The following is an 11,199-nucleotide window of genomic DNA, read 5'->3' as shown; positions in this document are numbered from 1 at the left end:
GGGCCTCGACGGCGCGGGGCGCCTCCCAGGTCACGCCCGCCAGATAGGCTTGCGCAAGCGCGTCGAAGCTCGCCAGGAAGGCGGCGTTCGCCGCCGGCGTCCACAGGCATTTCAGGAGCAGGTGGTTGAGGCAGAAGGCGACGTCGAAGGCCGGCTCGCCATACCAGGCGCATTCGGCATCGAGGATCACCGGGCCGTGCGGACCGGCCAGGATGTTCTTGGGGCTGACATCGCCATGGACCAGCGCGCGCTTGGCCGCGAGGGTCTCGCGCGCCAGCGCCAGCAGCGGCCCGGCAAGGTCGGCGTGAACCCGGGCGGGGGCTTCCAGATAGGGCTCGACGCGGATCGAATGGAAGGTCGCGTCATTGGCGAAGCGCCGCGCGATCTCGGCCGAGCCTGCGGTCGCTTCATGGATCGCCGCGACGATGCGGCCGACCTCAGCGGCGAATGCCGGGTCGGCGCGCCCGGCATGCAGCTCCTGCTTCCAGACCGGATGATCCTGCGGGTCGAGATAGCTCATCGCGAAGACGCCGGCCTCGCGGTCGCTGGCGAGGATCTCGGGCACGGCGCCGGGCACGATCCGGCCGGCTTCGACCAGCCAGTCGACCTCGCTGGCATTGCGCGAGACCGGCGCTTCCCAGAGCTGGGCGACGCGCAGCTGCGGCAGCGCCTTCTTGACGACGAAGACCCGATCGGGCGTCTGGACCTTCCAGATGTCGGACGCGACGCCGCCGGTGAGGGGTGTCAGCCGCGCCTGCGACAGCTCCGCAACCAGCCCTGCCGCGCGCAGGAATTCCGCGATGACCCCGTCCTGCGCCGCCACCCGCCCCATTTCCTTGCCTATGTTGCGCTAACGATAGCACGGATGCAGGCGAGCCCCGCTCCTGTCAAGCCGACACGAGCGGGGCGGGGCCTGCGATCCGTCAGGAACTCTTCGCCGCGCCGCGCGCCGGGCGCAGCGAGGCGATGATCGTCCAGGCGATGATGCCGATCATGATGGCGGCGAGGACGGCGGCGATCGGCCGGTTGACGAGGCCGATCAGGCTGCCGTCGGACTTGATCATCGAGTTGATGAAATACTCCTCCAGCAGCGGCCCGAGCACGACGCCGAGGATGACCGGCGCCACCGGGAAGCCGTTCTCCTCCAGCACGAAGGCCAGCACGCCGAAGCCGAGCATCATGCCGACGTCGAAGAGCGAGTTGTTGATCGCGTAGGAGCCGACGATGGCGAAGAGCAGGATGATCGGCATCAAGACCTTGCGCGGCACTGTCAGCACGCGGGTTGCGACCTTGATGATCGCCCAGCCGAGCGGCAGCATCAGCAGGTTGGCGATGACGAAGACCAGGAAGAGCGCGTAGACGTTCTCCGGCGCGTTGACGAAGATCGTCGGCCCCGGCGCCATGTTCTTCATCATCAGCACGCCGATGGCGATGGCGGTGATCGAATCGCCGGGGATGCCGAAGACCAGCGCCGGAATCCAGGCGCCGGCCAGCGAGGAGTTGTTGGAGGCGCCGGCCTCGATCAGCCCTTCGGGATGGCCGGTGCCGAACTTCTCCGGCTCCTTCGAGAAGCGCTTGCTCATCGCATAGGACATCCAGGCCGCCATGTCGGCGCCGCTGCCGGGCTGGATGCCGATGACCGTGCCGAGCGCGCTGCCGCGCAGGAGCTGCCAGGGATATTGCTTGGTCAGCCGCCACATATTGGCGAAGATCGGGCCGATTTTTTTGACGACGACCTTCGGGGCGCTGCCGTCGGCGATCATGTGGCGCATCACTTCCGAGCAGGCGAACATGCCGACCATCATCGGGATCAGCGAGACGCCGCCGAGCATCTCGGTCGACTCGAAGGTGAAGCGCGGCTGGCCGGCCGGGTTGTTCATGCCGACCATCGCGAGCAGCAATCCGATCAGCAGCGCGATGCAGGCCTTGAGCGGCGTCGAGGAGCCGATGAAGACCGCGCCGCCGAGCCCGAGCATGACGATCCAGAAGAACTCGACCGAGCCGAAGCCGAGCGCGAAATCGGCGATGGCCGGCGAGGCGACCATCATCACGGCCGTGCCGAAGAGACCGCCGAGCACCGAGAACCACAGCCCGATGCCGAGCGCGAGCTCCGGATGGCCCTTCAGCGTCATCTGGTAGGAATCGTCGACATAGGCGGCCGAGGCCGGCGTGCCGGGGATGCGCAGCAGGCAGCCCGGGATGTCGCCGGAGAAGATCGCCATCGTCGAGGTGGTGACGATCGCGGCGATGGCCGGTACCGGCGGCATGAAGAAGGTCAGCGGCACCAGGAGCGCAGTCGCCATCGTGGCGGAGAGGCCCGGAATGCAGCCGACGACGAGGCCGTAGATGGCGGAGGCGGTGATGACGGCGAGCACATAGGGATCGAGCACCATCCCCAGGGCGGTCACATAGGCGTCGAGCATGGATGCCTCACCAACGGATCGGTTCGAGCGGACCCCAGGGCAATTGCACGCCGAGGCCGAGATAGAAGATCGAGTGGATGACGAACGCCGCGGCGAGCGCGAGCCCGATCGCCTGCAGCGGCCGCACGCCGCCGGCCAGGAACAGCACCACGAGGATGAGCGGGGCGGCGATCAGGAAGCCGAGCGTCTCGGCGAAGGCGATGTAGAAGACGACCGCGGCCGGCACGAGCAGGAGCCGCAGCACCGCCCCGCCATTGCGCGCCCAGTCGGCGCGGGTGACGAGCGGGCCGCGCTCAGTGGCCCTGGCGCCGTTGACGGCGAGGATCGCGGCGCAGAGCGCCAGCAGCCCGGCGAGGATGAGCGGGAAGGCCGAGGGGCCGAGCGGCTGCTCGGACGGGTTCGGCAGGTTCCAGGACGCCGTCGCGACGAACGCCGCGAAGGCGAGGCCGATCAGACCGGCAAAAAGATCGTTGAATTTCATGGGCTTGCCCAGGTTTTATGAATCTGGATCTGATTTCGATCCGATCTGACCGTCATTGCGAGCGTAGCGAAGCAATCCAGGGGCGGCAGAGCTCTACGTCTCCCTGGATTGCTTCGTCGCTCAAGCTCCTCGCAATGACGCGACTGCTTTCGATCCGGAGCGACCCGTCGACGCCGTTACTTGCGCAGGCGCAGGCCGAGCGCTTCCATGATCTCGCCATTGCGCTTGTGCTGCGTCGCCAGGAACTCGCCGAAGGCCGGGCCCTTCGAGAAGGCGTAGCCGAAGCCGCGCTCGGCGAGGAAGGTCTTGTATTCCGCGGAATTGGCGACCTTGTCGGTGGCCTCGACCAGGCGCGCCGCGATATCGGCCGGAATGCCGGCGGGCGCCGCCAGCCCGCGCCAGGTGCCGCCCTCATAGTCCTTGCCGATCGCCTCCTTGACGGTCGGGACGGCCGGGAAGGCCGAGATCTTCTCCTTGGCCATCACCGCCAGCGACTTGACCCGGCCGGCATCGAACATCGGCTTGCCCTCGGGCAGCGAGGAGGGGACGATCTGGACGCCGCCGGAGGCGAGCTCCTGGAAGCCCGGCGCCGCGCCCTGACTCGGCACCACGGCGACGCTCTTGGGGTTGATGCCCTCGAGCTGCAGCAGCCCGGCGAAGGCGAGGTGATAGGCGGCGCCGGCGGCCATGCCGGAGAGCTTGTAGTGGCCGACGGGCTGCTTCTTGATGTCGTCGAGCGCGGCGCGAAGATTGGCCCAGGGGCTGTCGGCGGCGACGTTGAAGGCGGCGGAATCGAAATTCACCAGCGCGATCGGCGTCAGCTTCTCATAGGTGAAGGGCGCGGTGTTCGACCAGTAATAGGTCGTCACCTCGGCGGTCGCGAGGCCGATCGTGTAGCCGTCCGGCTTGGCATTGACCATCTCGGTATGGCCGACCACGCCGCCGCCGCCGGTGCGGTTGACGACATTGACCGGCTTGCCGAGCTCCTTCTCGAGCCCGGCGGCGAGGATGCGGGCGACCGCGTCGGTGCCGCCGCCGGCGGCCCAGGGCACGATCATCGTGATCGGCCGCTCAGGCCAGGCGGCGAAGGCCGGAAAGCCGGTCGCGGTCAGCGCGGCAGCGAGCATCAATGTCTTGAGTTTCATGACGTTTCTCCCGGAATGAGGGTCGGTTTCTTGGTCTCCGGAGGCAGTGTTCTGCCATCCGCAAGCAGATGTCCGTGGGTGTAGCCGAGCACGCTCTGCATGGCGCGCCGCGCGCCCGCGGCATCCTTGGCGGCGATCGCCTCGGCGACGGCGGCATGGTTCGGCAGGTTGCCGGCGAAGACGCCGACGGCGACGTCGAAGACGGCGCTGAGGATCGCGTCGATGGCGCCGCGAAAGCTGCCCAGGACGGGGTTGTGGGTGGCGTCGAGGATGGCGAGATGGAACTGCTTGTCGGCGGCGATCGCGGCCCGCGGGTCGTGCCGGCCGGCCTCCATCGCCGCGAGCGCGGCAGCGATGCGCTCGCAATCCTCGGGCGTGGCGCGCTCGGCGGCGAGCGCCGCCGCCGCCGGCTCGATGATCGCGCGGGTCTCCTCGAGTGCGATCAGGAGGTCGCGGTCGAGCCCGTCGCCGGTGCGCATCCAGCCGAGCACGTCGCGGTCGAGCAAGGTCCAGTCATGCACGGCGCGGACCTGCGTGCCGTGACGGGGCCGGACGCTGACCAGCCCCTTGGCGGCGAGCGTCTTCACGGCCTCGCGCACGACGCTGCGGCCGGCGCCATAGCGCGCCTCAAGCTCGTGCTCCGGCGGCAGCGTGGTGCCGGGCGCGATCTCGCCGCGCACGATCGCCGCGCCGAGCGCGGAGACCATCGCTCCGATCTTTCCGGGCTTCACCCCTGTGCGCATGCCTCGTCCCTGCGGACCCCACCCCGGGGCGCAGCCGGAAACTGTCACGATCGGGGCTTGCGCGCAACCATTCATCTGATGTTTAACATCAGATCATTGAGGAGTGACGACATGGCCTTCCCGCCGCCCTTCGCTGGCATCCACGCGATCCTTTACGCGCTGTTCGATTCGCGGGAGCGGCTCGACCGGGGCGCGATGCGGCGGCAGACCGAGATCTGCCTGTCGCTCGGCGTGCACGGCATGGCGGCGCTTGGCCTCGCCACCGAGGTCTCGAAGCTGACGCTCACCGAACGCCGCATGGTCATGGAATGGGTCGCGGAGGACACGGGCGGGCAGGCGCCGCTGGCCTTCACGATCTTCGGCTCGTCGGTGGAGGAGCAGGTCGAGCAGGTCCGCGCGGCCGAGCAGGCGAGGGCGGACTGGGTCATCCTGCAGCCGCCGATGGTCGGCTCCTTCGGCGCGGGCGAGTATATCCGCTTCTTCGGGCGCGTCGCCGGCGCCACCTCGCTGCCGGTCGCTATCCAGAACGCGCCGGCCTATATGGGCCGCGGCCTCTCAGTCGAGGACATCCAGACGCTGGTCGCGCAGCATCCCAATATCCGTGTGGTCAAAGGCGAGGGACCGGCCGTCGACATTCGGCACCTGATCGAGGTCACCGAGGGACGCCTGCCGGTTCTCAACGGCCGCGGCGGGATCGAGCTGGTCGACAATCTCAGGGCCGGCTGCGCCGGGCTGATCCTGGCGCCCGACACGATCGACTACGCGCTGCGGGCCCATGCCAGCTTCGTTGCTGGCGACGAGGATGGCGCGGAAGCCGCCTATCGCGAGATGCTGCCGGCGGCGGTGTTCATCATGCAGTCGATCGAGAGCCTGATCTGCTACGGCAAGCGGCTGTTCGGCGCGCGCGCCGGGATCGAGATCCACGACCGCGCCCCGGCCATGCGCCCGACCGAATTCGGCATCGGCCTGGTGGAGCGCCATGCCGCCCGGCTCGGACCTTTTGAGGCAAAGACCAGGAGACCGACATGACCAATGAAGCGCCGCTCTTCGACCGGATCCGCCAAGAGCTGTTCAGCGCGGTGCTCGGCGACGTGATGGACGTCATCGGCCTCACCCGCCAGTTCCTGCCGCCGGAGATCCGCGGCCTGGTGCCCGGCGCCGTCATCGCCGGCCGGGCCCTGACCGTGCAGGAGGCCGATTGCGCGGCCGATGCCGGCGCGCGGAGCGACGCAAAACCGTTCGGGCTGATGTTCGAGGCGCTCGACGACCTGAAGCCCGGCGAGATCTATATCTGCACCGGCTCGTCGCCGACCTATGCGCTCTGGGGCGGCCTGATGAGCACGCGCGCCCGCAAGCTCGGTGCGACCGGCGCGGTGCTCGACGGCTATCATCGCGACACCCGCGAGATCCTCGAGCTCGGCTTCCCGGTCTTCTCGGCCGGCAGCTATGCGCAGGACCAGCGCGTGCGCGGCCGGGTGATCGATTTCCGCTGCCCGATCCTGTTCCGCAACGGCTGCCGCGTCGAGAATGGCGACCTCGTCGTCGGCGATGTCGACGGCGTCGTCATCGTCCCGGCGGCACGCGAGCAGGAGGTGCTGGCCGCCGCCTTCGCCAAGGTCCGCGGCGAGAGCGACGTCAGGGACATGATCCTGGCCGGGCAATCGACGGTCGATATCTTCGCCAAGACCGGGATCATGTGAGGCCGCGTTTCGGAATCGAGCGGGCACGGTTTAAAGCGTCCGACCGGGCCGAATCGTCATTGCGAGGAGCGCCAGCGACGAAGCAATCCAGGGGTCGCCGGCGCGAGTCCCCCTGGATCGCGTCGCTTCGCTCGCGATGACGCCTTTGCCGGAGCGCTGGGACAGGAGGATGGTTCGATGGCCGAGGCCGAGCTGGTCGAAGTCGAGATCGAGACGGAGGAGGGCGCCTTCCGTCTCGGTATCGATGAGGCACGGGCGCCGCTCACCGCCCGCAACTTCCTGGCCTATCTCGACGGCGGCTTTCTCGACAGCGCCACGGTCTACCGGATCGTGACCCTGGCGAACCAGCCCCCCGATACCGCCCACAGGATCGAGGTCATTCAGTGGGGCTGGGGCGTTCCGGGCGACGGGCGCGAGCCGCCATTTCCGCCCGTGCCGCATGAGCCGACCTCCGTGACGGGCCTGAGGCATCGCGACGGAACCTTGTCGCTCGCGCGCCGCGCGCCCGGCAGCGGCGGGCAGGGCTTCTTCATCTGCATCGGCGACCAGCCGGAGCTGGACGAGGGTGGCGGCCGCAACCCCGACCGGGCGGGCTTCGCCGCCTTCGGCAAGGTCCTGGCCGGCGCCGACGTGGTCAGGCGGATCTTTGGGCGGGCGGAACCGGCCGAGTATCTGGAGCGGCCGCTGCGCATCCTGCGCGCCCGCCGCCTCGGCTGAAGGATGCTTCGTCCCGGCTTATTCGGGGTCGGCCACGGCATCGCCGCCATGCCCCCGCCGCCAATAGGCCGCGACCAGATGCCGGTCCCTGGAAAGGCCTCGCTCCTTGCGCAGATAGGAGCGGATCGCGCGGGCCTGGCCGTGCTCGCAGCCGGCCAGCGCATAGGGCGTCCCGGATGCCGGCCATGCGGCGGCCTTGATCGCCGTCTCCAGGAGATCGGTCGTGCCGGCCTCGGCGCCGTCGCGGTGCAGCCAGCTGAGCTCGATCTGCGCCGCCGAGGCGATCGGCTGCCGTTCGGACGCGTCGGCGACCTCCAGCAGGATCGTCGCGCGCGCCTCCGGCGGCAGCGCCTCGGCGATCCGGGCGATCACCGGCAGCGCCGTCTCGTCGCCGCAGAGCAGGTACCAGTCGGCCGGCACGATATCGCCGCCGCCCGGGCCGAGCAGCCCGACCGGATCGCCCGCCTGCACCGTCCTCGCCCAGACCGAGCCGGGCGAATCGCCATGCAGCACGACGTCGATATCGATCTCGCCGCGGGCGCGGTCGATACTGCGCACCGTGTAGACGCGCCGCGTCAGCTCGTCCTCGCCCTGCGGCCAGACCACGCGGCCGTCGCTGCCAGCGACCGGCCAGCGCGGCTTGCGCCCCGCCGGCGGGATCAGCACGCGCACATGCAGCCCGCCCGTCTCGAAATGCCCGACATCGGCCCCGGCGAGGGTCACGCGGCGCATGGTCGGCGTGATGTCGCGGGCGCGGCGGACCGTCATCTCGCGGAAATACGGGATCTCGGTCGTGGCCGCGCCATCGCCGCTCCAGGCGATCGTCACCGGCTGGTCGCCCGCGAACATCACGACATGTTCGGCGACCGAGGATTTGACGATGAAGAGATGCCCGTCATTCGGGCATTCGGCACGCACCGTCAGCACGGCGGGGCCGGCCTCCAGCGTAACGACGCCGAAGGGGCTTTCCAGGCGTCCGCCGCCTTCCGTCAGCGTCACCGTGCCGTGCTCGACGAAATGCTCGCAGAGCTCCCGCAGCACGCCGGCCGGGTCGGCGAGCGGGATGCGCGCGGTGGCGATCAGGGGGTCAGCCATGTCGTGTGTCTCCGCGGCCGAGCAGCCAGACGAGATAGGGCCCGCCGATCAGCGCGGCGAACAGCCCGACCGGCACCTGATAGGGAAAGGCGACGATCCGCGCCAGCCAATCGGCCAGGATCATCACACCGCAGCCGATCGCGACCGAGGCCGCGAGCTGCTGGCGGCCGCGCGCGAAGCCGGCGAGCCGCGCCAGATGCGGCGCGATCAGCCCGATCAGGCTCAAGGGTCCGATCAGGAAGGAGGCGAAGCCGGTGAGCAGCGCCGCGAGCGCCGCCAGGGCGAGCCGGCTGCCGGTCAGCGGCAGGCCGAGGCTGCGGCTCGTGCCCGAGCCGAGCGGCAGGATGTCGAGCCAGCGCCAGGACAGGAAGGCCGGCGCGATCAGCACCGCGGCGGCAACAGCGCCGACCATGGTTTCGGTCGCGCCGATCCGGTTGGTCGAGCCCGACAGCCAGACCAGCAGCATGTAGGCGCGCATGTCGCCCTGGGCGAGCACCGTCGAGATCAGCGCCATGCACAGCGCGCCCATGGCGATGCCGGCGAGCAGCAGCCGCTCCGGGCCGAAGCCCGAGCGCGCCGACAGAGCCAGCATGACCAGCAGCACGGTGAGCGAGCCGCTCGCGATGCCCACGATCATCGCGAGCGGATGCGGGGCCGAGGCGAGGAAGAGCGCGACCGCGAGCCCGACCCCGCCGCCGGCGCTGACGCCGAGCACCTCCGGCCCGGCCAGCGGATTGCCGGTCAGCCTTTGCATCAGCGTGCCGGCCGCGCCCAGCATCGCTCCGGCCGCGCCGGCCGCGACGATGCGTGGGCCGCGGAAGGGCAGGAGCTCGGCGAACAGAGCGCCGGTGGCGAGGCTCCAGCCGTCCGGGCCGCGCCCGAGCGCCAGCGTGGCGGCGACGAGCAGCAGCGCTCCGATGGCGAACAGCAGCGACAGGGCGCCGATATGCCGGCTGCGGCGGCGCGGCCCCGTGAGCGGGCTCGCCTGCGCCGGGGCCGCGACCCGGACGCGCGGCAGCAGCCAGAGCAGGAGCGGACCGCCGAGCAGCGCCGTCGCCGCACCTGTCGGCGCGAGATCGGCCACGCCCGAGCCGAGCAGCTGCACGGCGCTGTCGGTCACGGAGAGCAGCAGGGCGCCGAGCGCGGGCGCGGCGAGCAGCATCTGGCGCGGCGTGCGCGCGCCGGCGATCCGCGCCAGCGCCGGCGCGGCGAGCCCGACGAAGCCGATCACGCCGACCTCGGCCGTCACCGTGGCGGCGAGCCAGACCGCGATGCCGAGCACGAGGAAGCGCGTGGTGGCGAGCGCGAGGCCGAGGCTGCGCGCGCTGCTCTCGTCGAGCCCGAGCACGGCGAGCGGCCGCAGCAGCAGCGCAGCCGCGACCGCGCCGAGCGCAAGCCGTGGCGCCAGCCCCAGCGCGGCATCCCAGCTCTGCTGGTTGAGCGAGCCGGCGCCCCAGATGAAGAGCGAGAGCACGTACTCGCCCTTGGCCAGGATCACGGTCGCGCTGAGCGCCGCCGCGACCAGCGAGACCACCATGCCGCAGAGCACGACGGTGACCGGGTCGAGCCCGCGCCGCGCGCTCAGCGCCAGCACGATCGCGACGGCCGCCGCTCCGCCGGCAAGCGCCACCGCCTCGCGGGAGAAAGCGATCAGCGCCGGCGCGAAGGCGATCGCGACGGTGAGCGCGAGCTGCGCGCCTGACGCGATGCCCAGCGTCGAGGGATCGGCGATCGGGTTGCGCAGCACCCGCTGCAGCAGGGCGCCGGAGAGGCCGAGCGCCGCGCCGCAGATCAGTGCGGTGACGGCGCGCGGGACGAGGCTCTGCCAGAGCAGGATGCGCTCCAGCGCCTGCGTCAGCGCCGGGTCGCCGGGCAGCGGCGGGCGCGTCGCCAGGACGGCTGCGAACAGTGCCGCGGCGGCGAGCGCCAGCCCCGCCCAGGCTGCCAGGACGCGTGGCATCGCTGGCGCGTCAGCCATGACCGGCTCGCCTTGCAGCAAGGGCTTCGACCAGGAGCCGCGCGAAGCGCCGCGCCGCCGGCAGGGCGCCATAGGGATTGATCGGGTCGAGCGCGAGGACGCGGCCCTCGCGCACATTCGGCAGCGCCTTCCAGAAGGCGCTCGCCGCCAGGATGCGCTCGGCGTCGGGCGGGGCAGGCGGGATCATGGCGATCCAGGCCTCCGGCACGCGCGCCAGCGCTTCCAGCCCGACCGGCGCCATAGCTGAATAGCTCGTCGGCTCGGTCCAGGCATTGGCGAGACCGAGCCGCTTCAGCACTTCGCCGAACATGCTGTCGGCGCCGAAGACGCGAAAATGCCGGGCGTCGCCGAGATTGATCGGGATCACCGGCCGACTGGGGCCACCCTCGAGCCGCTGGCGCAGCGCCGCGAATTCGGCTTCGGTCTCGGCGAGATAGGCTTCAGCGCGCTCCGTGATGCCGAGCCGGACGCCGATCGCCCGCGTCATCGCGACCGAGGCGGCGAAAGGCTCCTGTCCGCGCCCATAGATCGAAAAGCTCTCGACCGGCGCGATCAGCCGCAGGCGCGGCTCGGTGGAGACATAGAAGCTCGACGAGAAGATCAGCTCCGGCCGGGCCAGGAGCAGCATCTCGAGATTCACCGTGCCGCGCAGCCCGAGATCGGCGACCGTTGTCGGCACCGGCGGCTCGACGGCGACCTCGCGGAACTGCCTGAGCTCGGTCGCCGCGACGGGCACGACGCCGAGCGCCAGCAGCGTCTCGAGCACGGCCCAGTCGACGGTCGCGACGCGCAAGCCGGCGGCGCGCGCCGGCCGCGGCAGGGCCAGCGCGGCTGCGGCGACGATCAGCGCCTGGCGGCGCGTGGGATGGGGGATCGCGGTCAAGGTTCTCATCGAAGATCCGACAGGCCGCAGCGAA

At 70.6% G+C, this 11,199-nt stretch carries 11 protein-coding genes; 3 read left to right on the top strand and 8 right to left on the bottom strand.

Annotation, left to right across the window (positions count from 1 at the left end; all coding sequences use genetic code 11):
* The 5 genes from ACTIF2_RS25115 to ACTIF2_RS25095 all read right to left on the bottom strand — a co-directional run.
* Positions 1–823: phosphotransferase (locus tag ACTIF2_RS25115; protein ID WP_439499866.1), on the bottom strand; the 823-nt coding region annotated here is incomplete at its 3' end.
* A gap of 100 nt (positions 824–923) precedes the next feature.
* Positions 924–2,423: a tripartite tricarboxylate transporter permease gene (locus tag ACTIF2_RS25110; protein WP_439499865.1), complete on the bottom strand. Its 1,500-nt coding sequence runs from the start codon at positions 2,421–2,423 to the stop codon at positions 924–926.
* 7 nt (positions 2,424–2,430) lie between these two features.
* Complete coding sequence (locus ACTIF2_RS25105) at positions 2,431–2,904, bottom strand: tripartite tricarboxylate transporter TctB family protein (RefSeq protein ID WP_439499864.1); 474 nt, start codon at positions 2,902–2,904, stop codon at positions 2,431–2,433.
* A gap of 176 nt (positions 2,905–3,080) precedes the next feature.
* Positions 3,081–4,049, bottom strand: coding sequence for a tripartite tricarboxylate transporter substrate binding protein (locus ACTIF2_RS25100; RefSeq protein ID WP_439499863.1), 969 nt, complete (start codon positions 4,047–4,049; stop codon positions 3,081–3,083).
* Positions 4,046–4,792, bottom strand: a complete 747-nt coding sequence (locus ACTIF2_RS25095; protein WP_439499862.1) for a FadR/GntR family transcriptional regulator — start codon at positions 4,790–4,792, stop codon at positions 4,046–4,048. Before ACTIF2_RS25095 ends, ACTIF2_RS25100 begins: the two co-directional genes overlap by 4 nt.
* A gap of 111 nt (positions 4,793–4,903) precedes the next feature.
* Here ACTIF2_RS25095 and ACTIF2_RS25090 point away from each other — a divergent pair, with 111 nt between their 5' ends.
* The 3 genes from ACTIF2_RS25090 (at position 4,904) to ACTIF2_RS25080 (ending at position 7,209) form a co-directional block, all read left to right on the top strand.
* Positions 4,904–5,821 carry a dihydrodipicolinate synthase family protein gene (locus ACTIF2_RS25090; protein WP_439499861.1) on the top strand — a complete coding sequence of 306 codons (918 nt, stop codon included), beginning with the start codon at positions 4,904–4,906 and terminating at the stop codon, positions 5,819–5,821.
* A complete protein-coding gene (locus ACTIF2_RS25085; RefSeq protein ID WP_439499860.1) occupies positions 5,818–6,492 on the top strand; it encodes an RraA family protein in 675 nt (224 codons plus the stop codon). The genes ACTIF2_RS25090 and ACTIF2_RS25085 overlap by 4 nt, the downstream gene beginning before the upstream one ends.
* Positions 6,493–6,669: 177 nt before the next feature.
* Positions 6,670–7,209 carry a peptidylprolyl isomerase gene (locus ACTIF2_RS25080; RefSeq protein WP_439499859.1) on the top strand — a complete coding sequence of 180 codons (540 nt, stop codon included), beginning with the start codon at positions 6,670–6,672 and terminating at the stop codon, positions 7,207–7,209.
* An 18-nt stretch (positions 7,210–7,227) separates the two neighbouring features.
* On the opposite strand, the gene ACTIF2_RS25075 is transcribed toward ACTIF2_RS25080, so the two are convergent.
* From ACTIF2_RS25075 to ACTIF2_RS25065, 3 genes are read right to left on the bottom strand one after another with little or no spacing between them, the layout of a single operon-like run.
* Complete coding sequence (locus ACTIF2_RS25075; protein WP_439499858.1) at positions 7,228–8,304, bottom strand: siderophore-interacting protein; 1,077 nt, start codon at positions 8,302–8,304, stop codon at positions 7,228–7,230.
* The gene (gene fhuB, locus ACTIF2_RS25070; RefSeq protein WP_439499857.1) at positions 8,297–10,282 is read right to left on the bottom strand and encodes a Fe(3+)-hydroxamate ABC transporter permease FhuB; all 1,986 of its coding nucleotides are present in this window, start codon (positions 10,280–10,282) and stop codon (positions 8,297–8,299) included. The genes ACTIF2_RS25075 and fhuB overlap by 8 nt, the downstream gene beginning before the upstream one ends.
* Positions 10,275–11,174 carry an ABC transporter substrate-binding protein gene (locus tag ACTIF2_RS25065; RefSeq protein ID WP_439499856.1) on the bottom strand — a complete coding sequence of 300 codons (900 nt, stop codon included), beginning with the start codon at positions 11,172–11,174 and terminating at the stop codon, positions 10,275–10,277. Before ACTIF2_RS25065 ends, fhuB begins: the two co-directional genes overlap by 8 nt.
* Between the last annotated feature and the right edge of the window lie 25 nt (positions 11,175–11,199).

Origin of the sequence: Allobosea sp., from assembly GCF_051860145.1 — a bacterium.
Classification (GTDB): domain Bacteria; phylum Pseudomonadota; class Alphaproteobacteria; order Rhizobiales; family Beijerinckiaceae; genus Allobosea.
The sequence above is the reverse complement of the archived record's forward strand: the minus strand, read 5'-3'. Positions and strand labels throughout refer to the sequence as shown.